25 protein-coding genes are annotated in these 22,081 nt (G+C 70.1%); 14 read left to right on the top strand and 11 right to left on the bottom strand.

Annotated features, from left to right (window positions below; translation table 11 throughout):
• The first annotated feature begins 2 nt into the window (after positions 1–2).
• The 3 genes from rpsR to rplI all read left to right on the top strand — a co-directional run bounded on the left by rpsR (position 3) and on the right by rplI (position 1,903).
• The gene (gene rpsR / locus C6569_RS05275) at positions 3–248 is read left to right on the top strand and encodes a 30S ribosomal protein S18 (protein ID WP_106747850.1); all 246 of its coding nucleotides are present in this window, start codon (positions 3–5) and stop codon (positions 246–248) included.
• A 132-nt stretch (positions 249–380) separates the two neighbouring features.
• Entirely contained in the window at positions 381–1,325 is a 945-nt protein-coding gene (locus C6569_RS05270) for a DUF2232 domain-containing protein (RefSeq protein ID WP_106747849.1), read from the top strand.
• A gap of 29 nt (positions 1,326–1,354) precedes the next feature.
• On the top strand, positions 1,355–1,903 hold the full coding sequence (gene rplI / locus C6569_RS05265) for a 50S ribosomal protein L9 (protein ID WP_106747848.1): 549 nt from the start codon (positions 1,355–1,357) through the stop codon (positions 1,901–1,903).
• A gap of 116 nt (positions 1,904–2,019) precedes the next feature.
• On the opposite strand, the gene C6569_RS05260 is transcribed toward rplI, so the two are convergent.
• Entirely contained in the window at positions 2,020–2,829 is an 810-nt protein-coding gene (locus C6569_RS05260) for an outer membrane protein (RefSeq protein ID WP_181313917.1), read from the bottom strand.
• A 389-nt stretch (positions 2,830–3,218) separates the two neighbouring features.
• Here C6569_RS05260 and C6569_RS05255 point away from each other — a divergent pair, with 389 nt between their 5' ends.
• From C6569_RS05255 to C6569_RS05225, 7 genes are all read left to right on the top strand, one after another.
• Positions 3,219–4,712 carry a replicative DNA helicase gene (locus C6569_RS05255; protein WP_106747846.1) on the top strand — a complete coding sequence of 498 codons (1,494 nt, stop codon included), beginning with the start codon at positions 3,219–3,221 and terminating at the stop codon, positions 4,710–4,712.
• Between the two features lie 4 nt (positions 4,713–4,716).
• A complete protein-coding gene (gene alr / locus C6569_RS05250; RefSeq protein WP_106747845.1) occupies positions 4,717–5,820 on the top strand; it encodes an alanine racemase in 1,104 nt (367 codons plus the stop codon).
• Position 5,821: 1 nt separating this feature from the next.
• Positions 5,822–7,237, top strand: coding sequence for a DNA repair protein RadA (gene radA, locus C6569_RS05245; RefSeq protein WP_106747844.1), 1,416 nt, complete (start codon positions 5,822–5,824; stop codon positions 7,235–7,237).
• A gap of 49 nt (positions 7,238–7,286) precedes the next feature.
• A complete protein-coding gene (locus C6569_RS05240; protein ID WP_106747843.1) occupies positions 7,287–7,937 on the top strand; it encodes a DUF502 domain-containing protein in 651 nt (216 codons plus the stop codon).
• Between the two features lie 166 nt (positions 7,938–8,103).
• Complete coding sequence (locus C6569_RS05235) at positions 8,104–8,733, top strand: CvpA family protein (RefSeq protein ID WP_106747842.1); 630 nt, start codon at positions 8,104–8,106, stop codon at positions 8,731–8,733.
• A 124-nt stretch (positions 8,734–8,857) separates the two neighbouring features.
• Positions 8,858–10,360, top strand: coding sequence for an amidophosphoribosyltransferase (gene purF / locus C6569_RS05230; protein ID WP_106750906.1), 1,503 nt, complete (start codon positions 8,858–8,860; stop codon positions 10,358–10,360).
• 19 nt (positions 10,361–10,379) lie between these two features.
• On the top strand, positions 10,380–11,126 hold the full coding sequence (locus tag C6569_RS05225) for an SDR family NAD(P)-dependent oxidoreductase (protein WP_106747841.1): 747 nt from the start codon (positions 10,380–10,382) through the stop codon (positions 11,124–11,126).
• A 34-nt stretch (positions 11,127–11,160) separates the two neighbouring features.
• Here the strand turns inward: C6569_RS05225 and C6569_RS05220 are convergent, their stop codons facing one another.
• Positions 11,161–11,586, bottom strand: coding sequence for a winged helix-turn-helix transcriptional regulator (locus tag C6569_RS05220; RefSeq protein ID WP_425440700.1), 426 nt, complete (start codon positions 11,584–11,586; stop codon positions 11,161–11,163).
• A 105-nt stretch (positions 11,587–11,691) separates the two neighbouring features.
• Here C6569_RS05220 and C6569_RS05215 point away from each other — a divergent pair, with 105 nt between their 5' ends.
• Positions 11,692–12,303 carry an NAD(P)-dependent oxidoreductase gene (locus tag C6569_RS05215; RefSeq protein WP_106747840.1) on the top strand — a complete coding sequence of 204 codons (612 nt, stop codon included), beginning with the start codon at positions 11,692–11,694 and terminating at the stop codon, positions 12,301–12,303.
• Positions 12,304–12,333: 30 nt separating this feature from the next.
• On the opposite strand, the gene der is transcribed toward C6569_RS05215, so the two are convergent.
• From der to C6569_RS05205, 3 genes are read right to left on the bottom strand one after another with little or no spacing between them, the layout of a single operon-like run.
• Complete coding sequence (gene der / locus C6569_RS05210) at positions 12,334–13,740, bottom strand: ribosome biogenesis GTPase Der (RefSeq protein ID WP_106747839.1); 1,407 nt, start codon at positions 13,738–13,740, stop codon at positions 12,334–12,336.
• A 17-nt stretch (positions 13,741–13,757) separates the two neighbouring features.
• Positions 13,758–14,024: a hypothetical protein gene (locus C6569_RS22155; RefSeq protein ID WP_245898244.1), complete on the bottom strand. Its 267-nt coding sequence runs from the start codon at positions 14,022–14,024 to the stop codon at positions 13,758–13,760.
• Between the two features lie 20 nt (positions 14,025–14,044).
• Entirely contained in the window at positions 14,045–14,692 is a 648-nt protein-coding gene (locus tag C6569_RS05205; RefSeq protein WP_245898243.1) for a tetratricopeptide repeat protein, read from the bottom strand.
• 400 nt (positions 14,693–15,092) lie between these two features.
• Between C6569_RS05205 and C6569_RS05200 the strand changes: the two genes are divergently transcribed.
• Both C6569_RS05200 and C6569_RS05195 read left to right on the top strand, forming a co-directional pair.
• Entirely contained in the window at positions 15,093–15,563 is a 471-nt protein-coding gene (locus C6569_RS05200) for a hypothetical protein (RefSeq protein ID WP_146144733.1), read from the top strand.
• 111 nt (positions 15,564–15,674) lie between these two features.
• Positions 15,675–16,172, top strand: coding sequence for a hypothetical protein (locus C6569_RS05195; RefSeq protein ID WP_106747837.1), 498 nt, complete (start codon positions 15,675–15,677; stop codon positions 16,170–16,172).
• Here the strand turns inward: C6569_RS05195 and C6569_RS05190 are convergent.
• From C6569_RS05190 to C6569_RS05165, 6 genes are all read right to left on the bottom strand, one after another.
• Positions 16,162–16,512 (bottom strand): arsenate reductase, encoded by a 351-nt coding sequence (locus C6569_RS05190; protein ID WP_106747836.1) that lies wholly within the window; start codon positions 16,510–16,512, stop codon positions 16,162–16,164. The genes C6569_RS05195 and C6569_RS05190 overlap by 11 nt on opposite strands.
• Positions 16,513–16,522: 10 nt before the next feature.
• Positions 16,523–16,750 (bottom strand): hypothetical protein, encoded by a 228-nt coding sequence (locus tag C6569_RS05185; RefSeq protein ID WP_106747835.1) that lies wholly within the window; start codon positions 16,748–16,750, stop codon positions 16,523–16,525.
• Between the two features lie 31 nt (positions 16,751–16,781).
• Positions 16,782–18,335 carry a glutamine-hydrolyzing GMP synthase gene (gene guaA / locus C6569_RS05180; protein ID WP_106747834.1) on the bottom strand — a complete coding sequence of 518 codons (1,554 nt, stop codon included), beginning with the start codon at positions 18,333–18,335 and terminating at the stop codon, positions 16,782–16,784.
• A 77-nt stretch (positions 18,336–18,412) separates the two neighbouring features.
• The gene (locus tag C6569_RS05175; protein WP_106747833.1) at positions 18,413–18,874 is read right to left on the bottom strand and encodes a CAP domain-containing protein; all 462 of its coding nucleotides are present in this window, start codon (positions 18,872–18,874) and stop codon (positions 18,413–18,415) included.
• A complete protein-coding gene (locus C6569_RS05170; RefSeq protein WP_106747832.1) occupies positions 18,871–20,175 on the bottom strand; it encodes an RsmB/NOP family class I SAM-dependent RNA methyltransferase in 1,305 nt (434 codons plus the stop codon). Before C6569_RS05170 ends, C6569_RS05175 begins: the two co-directional genes overlap by 4 nt.
• 80 nt (positions 20,176–20,255) lie before the next feature.
• Complete coding sequence (locus tag C6569_RS05165) at positions 20,256–21,494, bottom strand: GGDEF domain-containing protein (protein WP_106747831.1); 1,239 nt, start codon at positions 21,492–21,494, stop codon at positions 20,256–20,258.
• 195 nt (positions 21,495–21,689) lie between these two features.
• On the opposite strand from C6569_RS05165, the gene C6569_RS05160 reads away from it, so the two are divergent.
• On the top strand, positions 21,690–22,025 hold the full coding sequence (locus C6569_RS05160) for a sulfur globule protein precursor (protein WP_106747830.1): 336 nt from the start codon (positions 21,690–21,692) through the stop codon (positions 22,023–22,025).
• The last annotated feature ends 56 nt before the right edge of the window (positions 22,026–22,081 follow it).

Genomic DNA, 22,081 nt, shown 5'->3' with positions numbered 1-22,081 from the left:
CCATGTCTGCCGCAGCCGGTGGCGCCCGTCGCCCCTTCTTCCGCCGTCGCAAGACCTGCCCCTTCTCCGGCCCGAACGCGCCGAAGATCGACTACAAGGACGTGCGTCTCCTGCAGCGCTACATTTCCGAGCGCGGCAAGATCGTCCCGTCCCGCATCACGGCGGTTTCCGCCAAGAAGCAGCGCGAGCTCGCCCAGGCGATCAAGCGCGCCCGCTTCCTCGGCCTGCTGCCCTACGTGATCAAGTGATTTCCTGCGGCGGGACGCGCCAGCGCCCCGCCGCAACCGCCTGACGTAATCGTCGGCCGTGCCGGTCAGAACCGCCGCGGCTGAAGCTGGGGATCCTCCCCTAACCCTCTGCCATGAGCGGGACAGCTGACGATGGGACCGACCCTGGCCATCGCCTTCGGGGCAGGACTTGCCTCCGCACTGCTCTTCGCGACGCTCGCGTCGGGGAGCCCGATGGCGCTCATCCTGTTCTATTTCGCCGCGCTGCCCGTGCTCATCGCCGGGCTCGGCTGGGGCCACTATGCCGGTGCCTTCGCCGGAACCATCGGCGCGCTCGCCCTGTCGGTGGCGCTGCGCTCGCAGTTCGGCCTGTTCTTCTTCTTCTCGATCGGCCTGCCCGCCTGGGTGCTCACCTATGCGGCGCTGTCGCTGCGGCCGGCGCCGCGGGAGGACGATCCGCAGGCGGTCGAATGGATGCCGGCCGGCATGATCCTCACGCTCGTCGGCGCCTGCGCGGTGCTGCTGACGCTCTTCGCCATCGTCGCCCTCTACGGCCTCGACTACACCGCGTTCCAGGCCTCCATCCGCCAGGCCGTGGGCCGCACGCTCGACCAGATGCGCGCCGGCAATACCGATCGGGAGGCGCTGGTGGCGCTGATGGCGGCGGCCGTGCCGGTGGCGGCGGCGGTGGTCTGGACCTTCGTCACCACCATCAACCTCTATTTCGCCGGCCGCATCGTCCGCGCCTCGGGCCGGCTGATCCGGCCCTGGCCCGACCTGCCGTCGCTGAAGCTTCCCAAATGGACCTCGCTCGTCCTCCTCGCCGGCTCCATCGGATCCTTCGCCTCCGGCTTTCCGGGCCAGCTCGCCGCCATCATGCTGGCGGTCGGGCTCGCCATCTACGCGCTGCAGGGCTTCGCGCTGGCGCACGACATCACCCGCGGCTGGGGCATGCGCGGCTTCGCGCTGGGCCTGCTCTATGCCCTCACCTTCGTCATCGGCTGGCCGATGATCTTCGTGGCGCTCGCCGGCCTCGCCGACGTGCTCTTCGACATCCGGGCGCGGCGCAAGCCGCCCGCGCCTCCCTTCAACACCTGACACCGACCGACTGAACAAGGAGCATCATCATGCAGGTCATTCTTCTCGAGCGCGTCGCCAAGCTCGGCTACATGGGCGAAGTGGTGGACGTGAAGCCGGGCTACGCCCGCAACTTCCTCCTCACCACCGGCAAGGCGCTGCGCGCCACCGAGGCCAACCGCAAGAAGTTCGAGACGATGAAGGCCCAGCTCGAGGCCCGCAACCTCGAGATGAAGAAGGAAGCCGAGGCCGTCGCCGCCGAGCTCGACGGCACCTCCTACGTGCTGATCCGCCAGGCTGGCGAGACCGGCCAGCTCTACGGCTCGGTCTCGGCCCGCGACCTGTCGGACGCCATCACCGCCGCCGGCATCACCGTGTCGCGCGCCATGATCCAGCTCGACACGCCGATCAAGACGATCGGCCTCCACAAGGTCACCGTGTCGCTGCACCCGGAGGTCGAGGCCACCGTCACCGTCAACGTCGCGCGCTCCGAGGGCGAGGCCGACCGGCAGACCGAGGGCGAGGATCTCACCCAGCGCGCCGACGAGCCGACCTTCGAGACCTTCAACCCGGAAGAGTTCGGCGACTCCGAGGGCTGAGCCCGGCGCCGCCTCCGGGCGGCACCATCGATCCCATCAAAAAAACGCCCGGTCTCGCGACCGGGCGTTTTGCATCGGAGGGGGACCGGCGGGCCTGCGCGGCCCGCCCTCCCCGATCAGTAGCGGGCGATGATCGGGGCCGCCGGCAGGGCCGGTGCACCGAAGAGGTAGCTGACGCCCACGCGCACGGCATGGGTGTCGACGCGGTTGCGGACGTCGGAAGCGTTGGCGTTGATCGCGCAGGGATCGGTGGCAAGGCAGGTGCGCGAGCCGTAGCTGGTGTAGCGATACTCGGCGCGGATGGACCAGTTGTGGGTCAGCCTGTGCTCCATGCCGGCGCCGATCACCCAGCCCCAGCGCGTCGCGGAATACTTCACCACGTGGCCGACGGGGTTGTTGCAGTCGTCGAGCACGGTGCAGGCGGTCATGCTCGCCGCCGCGAAGCCGCCGAGCACATAGTAGAGCGACTTGTGGTGCACGAAGCCGGCGCGGGCCACCAGCGAAGCCTGCCAGTTGATGCCGATGCGCTGCTGGTACTGGTTGCCGCCGTTGGGCGGGACGGTGAAGGCGACGTGGCCGTTGTACCAGGGCGAGTTGGCCTTGCCGCTGGGACCGTCGAGGCTGAACTCGGCGCCGAGCAGGAAGGCGCCGAACAGGCGCTGGATGCCGAGGTGGACGCCGTAGTTGAACTGCGCCTTCATGTAGTCGTACTCGAAGTTCCAGACCTGGCGGCCGGTACCATCGTCGATCGTCGTGCCGGTGGCATCGCTGTGGAAGCCGCGGTTGTGGACGAACTGGGTGCCGACATGGCCGCCCAGATAGACGCCGCTCCAGTGGTCACTGTACTCGTAGGACGGCGCGACGACCTCGGAGCCGCGCAGGACCGGCCCGCCGAGATCGGCAGCGCCGGCGACGCTGGATGTCATGAGAACCGCAGCGGCGGCCATGGGTATTGCGACACGCTTGAACATGGGAGCGCCCCTTGGAAATGAACGATTCACCGCGATTGCGGCTCGCATGAGGGATCGCACGTTAATCTTAACGTTAGGTTTCCAAACGTGGCGCAAGTAACCCGCAGGTTGTATTCTTGGCTCGACGTCGGATTGCTTGCGCAGCGGCGTGGCGCCGGGGCCACAGGGCGCCGTTCCGATCAGGCGGCGCGAGTCAAGCGTCCACCTGCGATGCGCGCCCTTCCCGGATGGGCCTGTGAGAATCGGGGAGAGCGGGCGATGATGGCCGCTGCTGCCAAAGGATTGGCCCCGGCACTGCTCCGCTCTGCTAGACAGGCCTGCCCCAGCACAGACTCAGAAGCCCCATGTCCGCACTGCCCGCCCTGAAATCCGTCGGCCCGTCCGACCTGCCGTTTCGCCAGGCGCCGCACAACATCGAGGCGGAGCAGGCGCTGCTGGGCGCGATCCTCGTCAACAACGAGGCCTTCTACCGTGTCTCCGACTTCCTGGAGCCGAAGCACTTCTTCGACCCGCTGCACCAGAAGATCCACGAGATCGCCTCGCAGCTCATCCGCGCCGGCAAGATCGCGACGCCGGTGACGCTCAAGACCTTCATGAACGACGCGGCCATCGAGGTCGGCGGCATGACCGTGGCGCAATATCTCGGGCGCCTCGCGGCGGAAGCCACGACGATCATCAACGCCGAGGATTACGGCCGGGCGATCTACGACCTCGCCATCCGCCGCAACCTGATCCTCATCGGCGAGGGCATGGTCAACGTCGCCTACGACGCGCCGGTGGACATGCCGCCGCGCCAGCAGATCGAGGACGCCGAGAAGAGCCTGTTCGAGCTCGCCGAGACCGGCCGCTACGACGGCGGCTTCCGCCGCTTCACCGACGCCATGGCGCGCGCCATCGACATGGCGGCGGCGGCCTATCAGCGCGACGGCAAGCTGTCGGGCATCTCGACCGGACTGAACGATCTCGACCAGCGCCTCGGCGGCCTGCAGCATTCCGACCTCGTCATCCTCGCGGGACGCCCGGGCATGGGCAAGACGGCGCTCGCCACCAACATCGCCTTCAACATCGCCAAGGCCTACAAGTTCGAGGTCGAGCCCGACGGCACCCACAAGACCACCAACGGCGGCATCGTCGGCTTCTTCTCGCTGGAAATGAGCGCCGACCAGCTCGCCACCCGTATCGTCGCCGAGCAGGCGGCCATCCCTTCCTACAAGATCCGTCGCGGCGACATGCGCGAGGACGAGTTCTACAAGCTCACCCAGGCGGCGCAGGAGATCCAGTCGCTGCCGCTCTACATCGACGACACGGGCGGCCTGTCCATCGTCCAGCTCGCGGCGCGCGCCCGGCGCCTGAAGCGCCAGCGCGGCCTCGACTTCATGGTGGTGGACTATCTCCAGCTCCTCTCCGGCTCGTCGAAGAAGGGCGACAACCGCGTGCAGGAGCTGACCGAGATCACGACCGGCCTCAAGGCGCTGGCCAAGGAGCTGCACGTGCCGATCATGGCGCTGTCGCAGCTCTCGCGTCAGGTCGAGAACCGCGACGACAAGCGTCCCCAGCTCTCGGACCTGCGCGAATCCGGCTCCATCGAGCAGGACGCCGACGCCGTGATGTTCGTGTTCCGCGAGGAATACTATCTGAAGAACAAGGAGCCGAAGCCCGGCACCGAGGAACACCTGAAGTGGCAGACCGACATGGCGCAGGTCCACGGCCGCGCCGAGGTGATCATCGGCAAGCAGCGCCACGGCCCCACCGGCACGGTCATGCTGCAGTTCGAGGATTCGGTGACGCGCTTCTCCGATCTCGCCGATGCCGACCGGCTGCCCGAACGCTTCGAGTAGGCCCATGACCATTCCGCAGAGCGAGGCCGGCGCGGTCCTGACCATCGACCTCGCGGCCCTGGCCGCCAATTACCGGGCGATCGTCGGCATGGGCGGCGGCGTCGCCACGGCGGCGGTGGTGAAGGCCGACGCCTACGGGCTCGGCATCGAGCGGGCCGGCCCGGCGCTCGCCGGCGCGGGCTGCACGACCTTCTTCGTCGCGCATCTGTCGGAGGCGAAGCGGCTGCGCGCCGCGCTTCCCGCCGCGACCGTCTACGTGCTCAACGGTCTTTTCGGCGCGGCCCTGGACACCTATACGGCCCACGACATCCGCCCGGTACTCGGCAGCCGCGAGGACGTGGAGATCTTCGCCGCCCATTGCGAGACGGTCGGCCGCCGCCTTCCCGCCGCCATCCATGTCGACACCGGCATGAACCGGCTGGGGCTCGACCTCGCCGAGGCCGCCCTGCTCGCCGAACCCGGTGCCAACGCCCTCGCCTTCGAGCCGGCCCTGTTGATGAGCCACTTCGCCTGCGCCGACGAGCCGGGCCATCCGCTCACCGCCCGGCAGATCGACCGGTTCCAGCAGATCCGCGGCCTGTTTCCGGGCATTCCCGGCTCGCTCGCCAATTCCGCCGGTTGCACCCTGCCCGCGGCCCGCCACGACCTGATGCGGCCGGGCGTCGCGCTCTACGGCGCCCGCTACGTCGCCGGCCGCGACCCGCTCGCGCCGGTCGTGACGCTGGAAGCGCCCATCGTGCAGGTGCGCAGCGTGCGGGTGGGCGACACCGTCGGCTACGGCGCCGCGTGGACGGCCGGGCGCAACAGCCGCATCGCCGTGGTCTCGGTCGGCTATGCCGACGGCTACCTGCGCCAGGCGGGCTCGACCGACCGGAAGACCGGCGCGCCGATGCGGGTCAACGGCGTCCTCTGCCAGCCCGCCGGCCGCGTCTCCATGGACCTCATCGCCATCGACGTGACGGATGCGGGTGCGGTCGCAGCCGGCGACACCGCGACCCTCATCGGCGACGGAATCGGCGTCGACGACGTGGCGGAAGCGGCCGGCACCATCGGCTATGAGATCCTGACGAGCCTCGGCAGGCGCTACCACAGGCGCTATACCGGCTGACATGGCCCGCTCCACCACCACCTATGTCTGCCAGTCCTGCGGCGCGACCTACGGCCGCTGGCAGGGCAAGTGCGAGAGCTGCGGGGCCTGGAACACCATCGCCGAGGAGAGCGTGGCAGCCACCGGCGTCGGCGGCGCACCGGCCAAGGCCGGCAAGACACGCGGGCGGGCTTTCGCCCTCGCCGGCCTCGACGGCGTCAACGACCAGGCGCCCCGGACGGAGACGCAGGTCGGCGAGCTCGACCGGGTCTTCGGCGGCGGACTCGTCAAGGGCTCGGTGATCCTGATCGGCGGCGATCCCGGCATCGGCAAGTCGACACTGCTGATCCAGGCCTCGGCCCGGCTCGCCCGCATGGGCCACCGGGTCGTCTACATCTCGGGCGAGGAGGCCGTCGGCCAGGTGCGGCTGAGGGCGGAGCGGCTCGGACTCACCGCCTCCCCCGTGGAGCTCGCGGCGGAGACCAATGTCGAGGACATCGTCGCCACCCTGTCGGAAGGCGTGACGCCGCGGCTGGTGGTGATCGATTCGATCCAGACCATGTGGACGGATTCGGTGGAGAGCGCGCCGGGAACGGTGAGCCAGGTGCGCTCGGCCGCCCAGGTGCTGATCCGCTTCGCGAAGAAGTCCGGGGCCGCGGTGATCCTCGTCGGTCACGTCACCAAGGACGGCCAGATCGCCGGCCCGCGGGTGGTCGAGCACATGGTCGACGCGGTCATGAGCTTCGAGGGCGAAGGCGGCCACCATTTCCGCATCCTGCGGGCGGTGAAGAACCGCTTCGGCCCGACCGACGAGATCGGCGTCTTCGAGATGACCGGCAAGGGTCTGCGCGAGGTGCCGAACCCCTCCGAACTGTTCCTCGCGGGGCGCGACCTCGGCGCACCGGGCACCGCCGTCTTCGCCGGCATGGAGGGCACGCGGCCGGTTCTCGTGGAGATCCAGGCCCTCGTCGCCCCCTCCACCCTCGGCACGCCGCGGCGGGCGGTGGTGGGCTGGGACCCGGCGCGGCTCTCCATGGTGCTCGCCGTGCTCGACGCCCATTGCGGCGTGCGGCTCGGCGGCCACGACGTCTATCTCAACGTCGCGGGGGGCCTGAGGATCGCCGAGCCGGCGGCGGACCTGGCGGTGGCGGCGGCCCTCGTCTCCTCGCTCTCCGGCGCCGTGCTGCCGGCGGATGCGGTCTATTTCGGCGAGGTGAGCCTCTCCGGGGCGGTCCGGCCCGTGGCCCAGGCGGCGGCCCGCCTCAAGGAAGCCAAGAAGCTCGGCTTCACCAGGGCCGTGGTGCCGGAGATCGCACGCGGCGAGACCGGCGAGACCGGGCTTGCGGTGCAGGCCGTCACCGGCCTGTCGACCCTGGTCGCGGATATCGCGGCCTCGGGCGTGGCGCGGGAGCGGCCGAAGGCGGCAGCGGGGGAGTGATCCCCGTGCGGGGGCAGCCGGGGCGCAAGCCCCGTGAGGGGGAGCAAGGATGGGCAATCTGAGGCGCGTCTTCCTGGCGGGCGTCCTGCTGCTGCTGCCGCTGGCGGTCACCGCCTTCGTCGTCGGCTGGTCGGTGAGCTTCATCTACGGCTTCGTCGGCCCCGGCACGGTGGTGGGGCGGTTCCTGACGTCCCTCGGCCTCGGCTTCTCGTCGTCGTCGCTCGCCGCCTATCTCATCGGCATCCTGATCGTCGTCGGCGTCATCTACCTCCTCGGCCTCGTCGCCATCGTGCTGCAGGAGCGTCTGCAGGATGCGCTCGACCGCATCATGCGGCGCATTCCGCTGATCGGAACGGTCTACGACCTGTCGCGGCGCTTCGTCTCCATGGTGGACCGCAAGGACGCCGACGGGCTGAAGAGCATGAGCCCGGTCTGGTGTTTCTTCGGCGGCGAGCCGGGCGGCGCGGCGGTGCTCGCCCTGCTGCCGTCGCACGAGGCGGTGATGGTTGGAGAGCAGCGCTATCTCGGCATTCTCGTGCCCACCGCGCCGGTGCCCATCGGCGGCGGCCTGATCTACGTGCCGGAGACCTGGGTGAGCCCGGCCGACATCGGCATCGACCAGTTGATGAGCATCTATGTCTCCATGGGCGTGACGCCGCCGAAGGCGGTCTCCGCCCTCCCCGCGACGCCCCAGCCGTGAGCGGCCGAGCGCGTCCCGCCGCCACAATTCGGACCGGTCCGCGTGGTGAGGATCGCTCGCGCCCGTGACGGGGTGACGCGGGCCACCCGCCTCGCTATAAGCGCGGGGTCGCGCGCGGGTTTTCCGACTCGCAGCGCCCGAACCTCGCATTCCGGAGCCGAAATCGATGCCGGTGACCTATCTCGATATCGGCCTCGCCGCGATCATGCTGATCTCCGCGCTGCTGGCGATGGTTCGCGGCTTCGTCCGCGAGGTCCTGTCCATCGCATCCTGGGCGCTGGCGGCGATCGCGACGTGGTACGCCTATCCGCGGCTGCTGCCGATCGCGCAGACGCAGATCACCAACGAGCTCCTCGCCAAGGCGATCGTCATCGCCGGCGTCTTCCTGACAGTGCTCGTCATCGTCTCGCTCATCACCATCAAGATTTCCGACGCCATCCTCGATTCCAAGATCGGCGTGCTCGACCGCACCCTCGGCTTCGTCTTCGGCCTCGGCCGCGGCCTCGTCATCGTGGTCGTCGCCTTCGCCTTCTTCACCTGGCTCGTCCCCGGCCCGAACCGCCCCGACTGGGTGACGCGGGCCAAGTCCTACGCCCTGCTCGAGCAGACCAAGGACTGGCTGATCGCGCAGTTGCCGCAGGACATCGAAGGGTCCGACATCCTGCGCCGCCTGAACCGGTCGACCCCGGGCGGGACGCCGCCCGCGACGACGCCTCCGGCGACCACGGCCCCCGCCGCTCCCGGCACGCCGCCGGCGACGCCGGCGCCGGGCGCGACGCCGCCGCGCCAGCCCTGATCTGGCGCCCGCTGTTCTTCCGGCGCATGGTCGCCGTGCATGGGGTGGACCTATCGTTCCGGCGCATCAGCCCGCATATGACGCGACGGGCCGACGACCGATGTCATTCAACGACGAGGATGCGATGACGCAATCCCTTGAAGTCCGCCATCACGAGGCTGACGCGCCGTGCCGTGACGACCTCGTCCTCGACGTCGACTCCGACCGGCTGCACGAGGAGTGCGGCGTCTTCGGCGTCTACGACCATCCGGACGCCGCGGCGCTCACCGCGCTCGGACTGCACGCGCTCCAGCACCGCGGCCAGGAAGCGGCCGGCATCGTCTCCTTCGACGGCGCGCGCTTCCATTCCGAGCGGCGCATGGGCCTCGTCGGCGACAATTTTTCCCGCCTCGACGTGATCGAGCGGCTGCCCGGCCCCTCCGCCATCGGCCACACGCGCTATTCCACCACCGGCGGCAACATCCTGCGCAACGTCCAGCCGCTCTTCGCCGAGCTGGAGACCGGCGGCTTCGCCGCCTGCCACAACGGCAACCTCACCAACGGCCTGACGCTTCGCCGCCGCCTGATCGCCGACGGCGCCATCTACCAGGCGACCTCGGACACCGAGGTGATCCTGCACCTCGTGGCGCGCTCGCGCCGCAACCGCTTCGTCGACCGCTTCATCGACGCGCTCGGCCAGATCGAAGGCGGCTATGCCTTCGTCGGCATGACCAACAAGAAACTGATCGGCGCGCGCGATCCCCTCGGCATTCGGCCGCTGGTGATCGGCGAACTCGACGGCAAGTTCATCCTGACCTCCGAGACGGTGGCGCTCGACATCATCGGCGCGCGCTTCGTGCGCGAGGTGGAGAACGGCGAGGTGGTGGTGATCGACGAGCGCGGCCTCGAGTCGATCAAGCCCTTCCCGGCGCGCCGCAAGCGCCCCTGCATCTTCGAATACGTCTACTTCGCCCGGCCGGATTCCATCGTCGACGGCAAGAACGTATACGGCATGCGCAAGCGAATCGGCGCGATCCTCGCCGAGGAGTCGAACGTGCCGGCGGACGTCATCGTCCCCGTGCCGGATTCGGGCGTGCCGGCGGCCATCGGCTACGCCCAGGCCTCGGGCCTTCCCTACGAACTCGGCATCATCCGCAACCACTATGTCGGCCGCACCTTCATCCAGCCGACCCAGTCGGTGCGCGACCAGGGCGTCAGGATGAAGCATTCGGCCAATCGCGCGGTGATCGAGGGCCAGCGGCTGGTGCTCGTCGACGATTCCATCGTGCGCGGCACCACCTCGCGCAAGATCGTGCGGATGATGCGCGACGCCGGCGCGAAGGAGGTGCATTTCCGCATTGCCTCGCCGCCGATCAAGTACCCGGACTATTACGGCATCGACATGCCGGACCAGGAGAAGCTGCTGGCCGCCCACATGTCGATCGACGAGATGCGCGACTATCTCGGCGTCGATTCCCTCGCCTTCATCTCCATCGACGGGCTCTACCGGGCGCTCGGCGAGCCGTCGCGCAACGCGGCGCAGCCGCAGTTCACCGACCATTACTTCACCGGCGACTATCCCACGACCATCACCGACCTCGTCGGCGAGGGCGCCAAGCAGCTCTCGCTGCTGGCCGAGGCGAGCTGAGGACGGCTACGACAATCCCATGACCGACAAGCCCTTTTCCGGACGCATCGCCTGCGTCACCGGCGCCTCGCGCGGCATCGGCCGCGCCACCGCCCTGGCGCTGGCCGCCGGCGGCGCGCAGGTGGTCGCCGTGGCCCGCACGCAGGGGGGCCTGGAATCCCTCGACGACGCCATCCGCCAGGCGGGCGGCCTCGCGCCCACCCTGGTGCCGCTCGACATCCGCGACGGCGACGGTCTCGACAGGCTCGGCCTCGCCATCCACGAGCGTTGGGGAAAGCTCGATGTGCTCGTCGCCAACGGCGCCATCCTCGGCCCGATCTCGCCGCTCGGCCATGTGGTGCCGAAGGACTGGGACCAGATCGTCGCGGTGAACCTGACGGCGCAGTGGCGGCTGATCCGCTCCTTCGACCCGCTGCTGCAGGCATCCGTTGCGGGCCGCGCCGTCTTCGTGACCTCCGGCGCCGCCACCAAGTGCCGGCCTTTCTGGGGTCCCTATTCCTCGACCAAGGCCGCCGTCGACGCCCTCGCCCGCACCTATGCGGCCGAGACCGAGAGGACGGCGATCCGGGTGAACCTGTTCAATCCCGGGCCGATCCGCACCACCATGCGGGCGCAGGCCATGCCGGGTGAGGATCCGCAGACGCTGGAGCCGCCCGAGGCCGCCGCCGAGGCCATCGTCGCCATGTGCCTCACCTCGGTGACCGAGAGCGGTCGCCTCTACGACTACCCCACCCGGAGCTGGAAGAGCTTCCGCGACCCGGCCTGAGGCGGCTCCGGACGTCTCACGAGAGTGCCGTCGCTCAGGCGCTGGCCTGCCCGCCCCCGTCGTAGCGCTTCTGCGCCGCCTCCACGGCGGCGATATGGGTCTCGGCCCAGATGCGCAGCGGATCGACCGCATCGTGCAGCGTCCGCCCCAGCGGCGTGATCGCATATTCCACCGCCACCGGCACGGTGGGGATGACGCGGCGGGAGACGAGGCCGTCGCGCTCCAGGCTCTTCAGAGTCTGCGACAGCATCTTCTGCGAGATGCCGTCGATGAGACGCCGCAGCTCGTTGAAGCGCGTGGTGCCGCGGGCCAGCAGGATCAGGATCAGCACCGCCCATTTGTCGCCGATCCGGTCGAGGACGCGGCGGGTGGGGCAATCGGCCGCGAAGACGTCGGGCGAAAGATGGGCGCTCGCGCCCATCGCCTTTGCGGGTTCCTCGATCCTGATCGTCGCGGCCATGGCGGTTCCTTCCCGGTGACCTCGTGAGCGGAAAGTGCCTTCTTACGCAGGCGCTCTCCAGCAGCTATCTGGTCTCCATTGGTAACTACCATAGGGACATCCTCGATGAAAGTCGCTCTCCTCGGCGCCTCCGGCATGGTCGGATCGCGCATCCTCGCCGAACTCTCGGCCCGCGGCCACCAGGTGACGGCGCTTGCCCGCGACACCGCGAAGATCGCCGCCCTGCCCGGCGTAACCGCCAGGGCCGTAGACGCCTTCGACGGAAAGGCGCTCGCCGCCGCCTATGCCGGCCACGACGCGGTCATCTCGTCGGTGCATTATCTCGCCTCCGACGCCGACACGTTGATCGGTGCCGCCAAGGCTTCGGGCGTGGCGCGCTATCTGGTCGTGGGCGGCGCCGGCAGCCTCGAGGTCGCTCCCGGCGTGAAGCTCTTCGACACGCCGCAGTTCCCGGCGCTCTACCTCGGCGAGGCCAAGGCCGGCGGCGCCTTCCTGGACAAGCTGAAGGCCGAGCCGGCGCTCAACTGGACCTTCCTCTCGCCCGCCGCGGTGATCCAGCCGGGCGAGCGCACCGGGCGCTTCCGGCTCGGGACCGACCAGTTGATCGTGGACGCCGCCGGCAACAGCGCCATCTCGGCCGAGGACTTCGCGGTGGCGATGGTGGACGAACTGGAGACGGGCAAGCACGCGCGCATGCGGTTCACCCTGGGGTATTGAAATCGGACGGCAGCGCGCCGGCGACGCCCTCTACCGGATCTTCCGGCCCTTTTCCTCGTAGGGATTGTCCGTCTTCTTCAGGTGGAAGCGGATCGGGGTGCCCTGGAGGTCGAAGCTCTCCCGCAGGCCGTTGACCAGATAGCGCAGATAGCTCTCGGGCAGCGCCTCGGGGCGCGAGCAGAAGGCGACGAAGGTCGGCGGCCGCGTCTTGGCCTGCGTCATGTAGCGCAGCTTGATGCGGCGGCCGGTGACCGCCGGCGGCGGATGGTGGTCGATAGTCTCCTGCAGCCAGCGCACCAGCGTGCTGGTGGAGATGCGCTTCTGCCACGGCACCCGGGCATCGAGGATCGCCTGCATCAGCCGGTCGAGGCCCTGTCCGGTCTCGGCCGAGTTGGCGACGACGGGGCAGCCCTTGATCTGCGGCAGCCAGTGATCGGTCTCCTCGCGCAGCTTCGCCGCCTTGCCGCCCTTGTGCGGCACAAGGTCCCATTTGGTGAAGGCGAGGACCACCGCCCTGCCCTCCTTGGAGGCGAGGTCGGCGATCCTGAGGTCCTGGTCCTCGAAGGGCTTGGTGGCGTCCATGCAGACGACCACCACTTCGGCGAAGCGGATGGAGCGCAGCGCGTCGGCGACGGAGAGCTTCTCCAGCTTGTCCTCGATGCGCGCCCGCTTCCTCAGGCCCGCCGTGTCGACGAGGCGGAACTTGCGGCCGCCCCACTCCCAGTCGACGGAGATGGAATCGCGGGTGATGCCGGCCTCCGGGCCGGTGAGCAGGCGGTCCTCGCCGATGAGGGCGTTGACGAGGGTGGACTTGCCGGCATTCGGTCGGCCGACGATGGCCACCGGAATCGGCTTCGACAGGTCCTCGGGCGGCGCCTCCTGGTCGCCGGCGGGCAGGTCGTCCTCCGCCTGCTCGTCCTCGTCCTCGTCGGCGAAGACCGGCGGCGGCATGAGGGCGGCGAGGGCCTCGTAGAGCTCGTTGATGCCTTCGCCGTGCTCGGCCGAAAGCGGCACGGGATCGCCGAGGCCGAGGCCGAAGGCCTCGTAGGCGCCGGCCATGCCGACCTTCCCCTCGCTCTTGTTGGCGGCGAGGATCACCGGCTTGCCCGACTTGCGCACGAGCTCGGCGAAGGAGCGGTCGTCGGGGGTGAGGCCGATGCGGGCGTCGATCATGAAGAGCACGGCGTCGGCGAGGCGGATGGCTTCCTCGGTCTGCGCCCGCATGCGGCTCTCGAGGCTGCCCTCGCGGGTGTCCTCGAGGCCGGCCGTGTCGATGATGGTGAACTCGAGGTCGCCCAGGCTCGCCTCGCCCTCGCGGCGGTCGCGGGTCACGCCCGGCCGGTCGTCGACCAGCGCGATGCGCTTGCCGACGAGACGGTTGAACAGCGTCGACTTGCCGACATTGGGCCGGCCGACGATGGCGAGCGTGAAGGTCATGAGGGGTGCGATGCGGGTCAGCGGCCGCGCGCCGGCGCCGACGGCGCAGGCTCGGGCGGCGGTGCGGCGCCGACGGGCGAGTTGGCGGGCTGCTGGATCGACCGATCGATGCCGGGGACGCCTTCGGGGAAGACGGCGCGGCGGTCGCCGGCGAGCGGCGGCTGGCGGCGCTCGAACATGGAGGGAAGGTCCTGCAGCGTCTCGCACCCGGCGAGGCCGAGGCCGAGGGCGGCGAGCATGCCGGTGCGCAGGATCAGTCGGCGGTCGGGTCGATCGATGGTCATAGCGTTGTTCCCGAAAGCGCTCAGCTGCCGCTGGCGGAGAAGACGGTGGACATGAGGTCGGCGCGGCCGCGCACCCCCTGGGGCGTCTCGCGGTCGTCCTGGATGGCCTTGATCCAGCGCTCGGCCGCCGGGCGATCACCCGCCTTGAGCGCGGCGAGGGCGAGAATCTCCCGCGCCGAGTGGCGGAAGGGGCCGTCGGCGGAGGCGAGCGGCTCGGCGCGGCGGACGAGTTCGGCCGGCGGCGCACTGTCGACCAGGGCATAGGCGGCGCGCAGGCGGGCGAGGTCCTGCAGAACAGGGCCGATGCCGCCGTCGGCGGCGAGGGCGTCGAAGGCGGCGGCCCCGGCCGCCTTGTCGCGCGCGGCGAGCTCGGTCGCCTGACGGAAGCGGGCGAGGATCCGGTAACCCGACGGCGCGTCGGAGGCGAGGGCGGCGAACTGCTGCTCCGCCTCGCTGCCGCTGGTGCGGGACAGGCGCAGCGCCGCCTCGAACTTCGCGCCGGCGGCGGCGGATCGCTGAGCCTGGAGATAGTCGTAGAAGCGCCAGCCGCCGACGACCACCACGACCACCACGGCGAAGCCGAGCATGACGGGCCAGTATTTCGACCACAGCCTTTCGAACCGCGCCCGGCGCAGGTCTTCTTCTACTTCGTCGAAAATATCGGCCATGGTCTCATCCAGCTGCGGTGCCCCGATGCGGGTCGCGCAAGCCCCTGTCGGAAGCGGCGGAACCTATCAACTCCCCCTGTCCGACGCAAACGCGGCACGAGCGCGGCGGCGGGAGGCGCGAGGCCTGCTGATCGGGGGCTCCGGCGGCGGATTCGTGGCGGCCGCCGACAAATTCCGCCGGCTCCCCATCCCCGCCACATTTGGAGATCATTCAGGGGGAGCTTTCATCGCCATCGTCCTGAAGCTTTCTCGCCGCGGCGGGACGTGGTAGCGGTCCATTGCATCACCTGCCCTTGGTCGAATGAAACACGTTCCAGTGACATTGCCCGACGCAGCGCAGACCCTCCCGAACGACGCGGATGATTTCGCGACGGCCTATGACCCGGCGCGCGAACGCGCGATGGCCCGCCGCCTGCGCGGTGCGCGCTGGCGACGTCTCGCCTTCACGGTCTTCGCCATCGCCCTCGCCGGCGGATCGGCCGCGGTGTTCACCCTCGCCAACCGCGAGATGATCCAGGCCGAACTCGCGCCGGTCCTGCTTCCGGCTGCACCGCCGCCGGCGCCCGAGGCTCCGGCGCTCGCCTCCAGCCAGTCGAGGCCGGTCACGCTGCCGGGCACGGAGGCCGACCCGAACAAGGTCCAGGCGCGGGTCATCGTGCCGGCCGATCCGGCCCCGCCGCCGGTCGCCGCTGCCCCGGCGGGCCCGCCGCCGATCCAGATGCAGGCGCCTCCCGCCACCGCGCCGCGCACGATCTCGCTGTCGGCGGCGCCCCCGGCCACAGTTCCGGCGGCGACCGAGGAGGCCCCCCTGCCCTCTGCCGCCATCGGCTTTGCGCCGCTGCCGGCACCGCGGCCCGCCCGCGCGCCCTGAGCGCCCGCCCTTTCCTTCCATTCCGAAACACGGGGCCGGGCGCGAGCCACGGCCCGGCAACGCACGCGTCCTAATCAGGCCTGCGCCGGAGACGACGGCGGAGGACTGTCGATGCGCATATTCGGTTGGGCCCTGCTCTGGGCGGTGATCGGCCTCGTCGGCGGATTCCTCGCGGCGGTGGCGATCGGGCTCGTCCTGTTCGAGGTCTTCGATGTGTCGCAGCGCGAGGGCGCCGCGGCCATGGGGCTGGTCTTCGTCATCGGCCCCTTCGTCGCCTGCCTCACCGCGCTCGCCACCGGCGCGACGGCGGCCGTGGTGACGCGGCGGCGGGAACTCCGCCGCGAGGGCGGCGACGTCGCGCCGCGCCAACCTGCCCCGCGGGGCGTCCGCGCGGCCATCGGCGGCGGGCTCGGCCTCGTCGGCGGCTATGGAGCGGCGGTGCTCGGGCTCTTCGCCTTCTACCAGCTCAGAGGCACGCCGTACTTTACAAGCTATGGATGGGCGCTCGCAGCGTCCTGGGCGCCCTTTGTCACGGCTGCGGCCGGCTGCGGGCTCGGCCTGTGGGTGGCGCTGCGGGACCGGGGGCCAGCGGCCGGCGTCAGCGGCTGAAGAGAGCCGCGTAGGTGTCCGGCTTGAAGCCGACGGTGACCCTGCCGTCCGCATCCAGAACCGGGCGCTTCACCAGCGTGGGGTTGGCGAGGATCAGCGCCGCCGCCTTGTCGCGGTCGAGGCCCGTGCGCTCCGCCTCGGGAAGCGCGCGGAAGGAGGTGCCGGCGCGGTTCAGCACCGTCTCCCAGCCGAGCCCGTCGAGCCAGCCGCCCAGACGTGCGGCATCCAGCCCGTCCTTGCGGAAGTCGTGGAAGTGGTAGGTGATGCCCTTCTGGTCGAGCCAGGTCCTCGCCTTGCGGACGGTGTCGCAGGTGGTGATCCCGTAGATCGTCACAGTCATCGGGCTCGCCTCATTCCAGGGCGTCGAGATAGGCCTCGACGTCGTCGAGGTCGGCGGAGAAGAGATAGCCCTTGTCGCCCAGCACGATGGCCATGGTCTCGGCATCGCGCAGCATATAGCCGCCATGGGCCAGGACCTGCTTGTCGGGCTTCTGCGCCGTCATCAGATGCAGGCCCTGGCGCACGCAGATGCGCTTGATGCGGCGCTCGCGGGACGGGGTCGACGACTTCTGGCTCATCGCAGCGCGGGCGCCTTCAGGATGGACCGCCTCACTCCCACTCGATGGTCCCCGGCGGCTTCGAGGTCACGTCATAGACGACCCGGTTGATGCCGCGCACCTCGTTGATGATGCGGGTGGCGGCGCGGCCGAGGAAGTTCATGTCGAAGGGGTAGAAGTCGGCGGTCATGCCGTCGACGGAGGTCACGGCGCGAAGCGCACAGACGTGGTCGTAGGTGCGTCCGTCGCCCATGACGCCGACGGTGCGCACGGGGAGCAGCACGGCGAAGGCCTGCCAGATGATGTCGTAGAGGCCGGCCTTGCGGATCTCGTCGAGATAGATGGCGTCCGCCTGGCGCAGGATGTCGAGCTTCTCGCGCGTGATGTCGCCGGGGATGCGGATGGCGAGGCCCGGTCCCGGGAAGGGATGACGGCCGACGAAGCTGTCGGGAAGGCCGAGCTCGCGGCCGAGCGCCCGCACTTCGTCCTTGAAGAGCTCGCGCAGCGGCTCCACGAGCTTCATGTTCATGCGCTCGGGCAGGCCGCCGACATTGTGGTGGCTCTTGATGGTGACCGAGGGGCCGCCGGTGAAGGAGACGCTCTCGATCACGTCGGGATAGAGCGTGCCCTGGGCGAGGAACTCCGCGCCGCCGATGGCCTTGGCCTCCTTCTCGAAGACCTCGATGAAGAGGCGGCCGATGGTTTTGCGCTTGGTCTCCGGATCGGTGACCCCGGCGAGTTCGCCGAGGAAGAGGTCGGCCGCGTCCACGTGGACTAGCGGGATATTGTAGTGGCCGCGGAAGAGGTCGACGACCTCCCTTGCCTCGTTCTGGCGCATCAGGCCGTGGTCGACGAAGACGCAGGTGAGCTGGTCGCCGATGGCCTCGTGGATGAGCACGGCCGCGACGGAGGAATCGACGCCGCCGGACAGGCCGCAGATCACCTTGCCCTTGCCGACCTGGGCGCGGATCTTGGCGATCATCTCCTGACGATAGGCCGACATGGTCCAGTCGGATTTCGCGCCGGCAATGTTGTGGACGAAATTGCCGATGAGCTTGGCGCCGTCCGGCGTGTGGACGACCTCCGGGTGGAACTGGACGGCGTAGTAGTTGCGCTTCTCGTCGGCGATGGCGGCATAGGGGGCGTTGTCGGAGGTCGCCACCACCTCAAAGCCCTCGGGCAGGCGGGTCACGCGGTCGCCGTGGCTCATCCATACCTGGTGACGGCTGCCCGGCTCCCAGACGCCCTCGAACAGCTTGCTCGGCTTCTGCACCTCGAGGAAGGCGCGGCCGAACTCCCGGTGATGGCCGGCCTCGACCTTGCCGCCGAGCTGCTCGGCCATGGTCTGCTCGCCGTAGCAGATGCCGAAGACGGGGAGCTTCTCGTCGAAGATCAACTGCGGGGCGCGGGGCGAGAAGTCCTCCGTGACCGAGGCGGGGCCACCGGACAGGATGACCCCCTTCGGCTTCAGCCTGCGATAGGCGGCTTCCGCCGACTGGAAGGGATGGATCTCGCAATAGACGCCCGCCTCGCGGACGCGCCGTGCGATGAGCTGGGTCACCTGCGAGCCGAAGTCGATGATGAGAATGGAGTCGTGCTGGGTCATGGCCCTGCGTTACGACCATGCCGGGAATGGCGCAAGTCCGGGCTTCGCGCCGTCAACACGGGAATGGCAGCAGGACGTCAGGGGGCGAGGACCAGCACCCAGTAGGGGCGCATGCCCGGCGCCACGGCGCGGGCGAGACCCATGCGGACGTGCGCCTTCACCAGGTTGGCGTGGTGCGGCGGCGAGGCGCGCCAGGCAGTGACCGCCTCGGCGACCGTCTCGTAGCCCCAGCCGAGATTTTCCGAAGCCGTGGGAAGTCCGTGCCGGCGCATCCGGACCGCATAGGCCTCGCCGATGTCGTGGGACAGGAGATCGACCCCCGCCATGGCGCGGGCATGTTCGGCGGCGACCGCGTTGAGGCGGGCATCGACCCGCAACGCGCCGAGCCGCCGGCTGGCCCGATAGGCATTGATGAGGCGGGCCGCCGCCGCGGCCTCGCGCGTGGAGACGCGGGCGACCGGCTGGGCCTGCGCGACGACCGGCGCGACGCCGAGCGCAGCAGCCAGGACGAGGCGGCGGGAGAGATGTCGGCCGCTCATCGGGATCGTTCCAGGACCGCGCAATAGAAGCCGTCCGTCCTCGTCCTGAGCGGCGACAGCTGCAGGCCGAGGCCGGCGGGCGTGACGAGGTCGTCGCGCTCGGAGAGCGTGTCGGGTGCAAGCGCCAGAACCTCGCGGGGGTCGACGGCCGTGAAGTCGCGATTCCCCTTCAGGAAGGCGGCAACGCGCTGGTCGTTCTCGCGCGGGATGACCGAGCAGGTGATGTAGGCGATGCGGCCGCCCTTCTTCACCAGCTTCGCCGCGCGGTCGAGGACGAGGTCCTGGTCCTTCATCCGTTCGTCGAGGGCGCCGGGGCGCACCCGCCACTTGGTGTCGGGGTTGCGCCGCCAGGTGCCGATGCCGGTGCAGGGGGCATCCACCACAACGAGATCGATCTTGCCGGCGAGGTCGGCCAGCGGCTCGTCTCCCCTGCCCTTGGGGGTGCGTACCTGCACGTTGCGGACGCCGGCGCGGGCGAGACGATCGTGGATGGGAGCGAGGCGGCGCGCATCGGCGTCGGTCGCGTAGATCTGGCCGGAATTGTCCATGAGCGCCGCCAGCTCCAGCGTCTTGCCGCCGCCACCGGCGCAGAGGTCGACGACCTGCATGTCGGGGCCGGCGCCGGTCAGGGCGGCGACGAGCTGCGAGCCCTCGTCCTGGATCTCGAACAGGCCCTTGAGGAATTCCGGCGTCACCTGAAGAGTCGGGCCGCGGCCGTCCTCGCCATGGCCGAAGCGCAGGCCGGTGGGCGCATGGGGCGTCAGTTCGGGGCCGAGATGGGCGAGCTCCGGCAGGAGCCGCATGCGCTCGGTCTTCAGCGTGTTGACACGGATGTCGATGGGGGCGCGCTCCGCCAGGGCGGCCATCTCCGGCACGAGCCGGTCGCCGAAGGCGGCAGCGAGGTCATCCGCCAGCCAGTCCGGGAAGTCGCCCGCCACGGCCGGCGGGGCGCCGGAGAGGTCGAGGGCGGCGAGGCGCCGCCGCTCCTCCGCCGTCAGCGGCTCCGGCGCGAAGCGCTCGCCCGTGCACAGGCCTGCGATGGCCTCGACGTCCATGCCGCGGCCGAGGGCGAGGGCGCCGAGAAGCACCGCCCGCGGGCCCGCCTCCCCCATGACGTGCGCCGCCGAGGCGCGGCGGCGCAGCGCGTCATAGACCAGACTGGCGATGGCGGCGCGGTCCTTCGACCCGGCGAAACGGTGGGCGAGGCCCCAGTCCTTCAGGGCGTCCGGGGCGGGACGCCGGCGCGCCTCGATATCGGCGAGGACCTCGATGGCAGCGGACAGGCGGGCTGAAGGGGTCACGGCGGCTCCGGGGCGGTCTCGGCCGCCAGAGACGGGGTGTTAGCCGCTGACGGGCACCGCCGGCAAGGACCCTTCGGGGTTCAGGCGGCGTCCGGCACGATGCCGCCGGGCGGCCGGCGCCGGGACACGGCGCCGGGAATCCAGGCGCGGACCCGGTTGCGGCCGGCCTGTTTGGCCTCGTAGAGGGCCGCATCCGCCTCGCCGACGGTCGGGCAGAGGTCTCCAGCGCCGGGCTCGGCCATGGCGAGGCCGACGCTGACCGTCACCCGCCCCGCCTCCGAGGCCTCGTGTGGAATGGCGAGTGACTCCACGGTCGAGCGGATCCGCTCGGCGGTTCGCAGGGCCTCTTCCAGGCCGGCGGCGTGCAGCAGGACCAGGAACTCCTCGCCGCCGTAGCGGCCGGCGATGTCCAATCCGCCCCGCACCGACTCGCGGATGGCGCCCGCCACCGCCACGAGGCAGCGGTCACCCGCGGGGTGGCCGTAGCGGTCGTTGAAGGGTTTGAACCGATCGACGTCGATCATCAACACGGCACAACCCGCATCGGGACTCGCGGCAAGACCGGCCGAGCGGACATCGATGCCCCGGCGGTTGGCGAGGCCCGTGAGCGGATCGACCAACGACATGCGGTGCAGGTCGGCGGCCGTGCGGCCAAGATCGCTGGCGACGAGGCTCTCCGACAGGCTCATGAGATAGAGCCGGCGCAGGTCGCGCTCCATGGCGGCATTGGTCGAGAGCGACACATAGGCCGCCACGACCAGACAGGAGACCGCGGAGAGAGCGACGACGGGCTCCATGCCCGGGTGGGTGGCCAGCGCCAGCGCATGGGCGGCGACGGTGACGGCCGAAATGGCGAGGGTCAGGGTCAGGCGCGGCCTCAGCACGGCATTGCCGTAGAGCAGCGCGATGACGACGAAATACTGGTAGTGGGCCGCGAGCGGCGAGCGGGAGACGGAATAGACCGCGAGAATGCCGGCGATGATCGACAGCGGCAGGCTCGCCACCAGGAGATCGCGACAGGGCCGCGACCGGATTTTCGGCATCAGGACGATGGCGACGATGATCCAGGGGGTCACCAAGGCCACATGGACGATCCAGGACAGCCAGACGGCATCCGGTGTCAGCAGGTGATCGCCGAGCAGGAAGGCGTTGTAGATGACGAGGGTGCGCGGCAGCACGCGCCGGATGGCCTGGCCGCGCCGGAGGTCCATCTCGGCGGCGAATCGCCGTTCGATCGGTTCGGGAAACGTCAGGTCCCAACGCCGTGCAGCCTTCGCCTCGGCAATGTCCTGCGCCGTGATGCCGGTGACCTCGGTCATGTCCTCTGCCAGACGGGAGACGACTGGAGCATGCGCCCGCGACGCTGAACACCGGCTTAATTTCACCGGGACGGATTGCGTAAAATATGCCGTGCCCTCGCCGGCATTTTTCGGGTGAACCTTTTCCGGCCCCGCGAGCACTCAAGGAGGAAGGGTGGCTTCCTCCCTCGAACCCAAGCTCAAGGAACGACGACCATGTTCAATCTCAAGACGATGGCCCTCGCGGGCGCCGCCGTTGCCGGCCTCAGCCTCTACGCCACGACCGACGCCGAGGCGCGCGGCTTCCGTGGCGGTGGTGGCGGCGGCTTCCACCGCGGCGGCGGCATGCATTTCGGCGGCGGTCGCCACTTCGGCGGGCGTCACCTCGGCTTCCACCGCCACGGCCACGGCCACCGGCACCGCGTCTGGCGCCACGGCGTCTGGGTGGGCGGGCTCGGCGTCGCCACCGTCGGGGCGAGCTGCTACCGCTACCGCCTGGTGGACACCCCCTACGGGCTGCAGCGCCGCCTCGTGAACGTCTGCGCCTGGTGAGCCGAGCCCGACCCGGCTTCCCTGCCCGACTTCGACCCCGGTCGCGAGACCGGGGT

This window comes from Phreatobacter cathodiphilus, from assembly GCF_003008515.1.
Taxonomy (GTDB): domain Bacteria; phylum Pseudomonadota; class Alphaproteobacteria; order Rhizobiales; family Phreatobacteraceae; genus Phreatobacter; species Phreatobacter cathodiphilus.
This window is presented reverse-complemented; position numbering and strand designations above follow the sequence as displayed.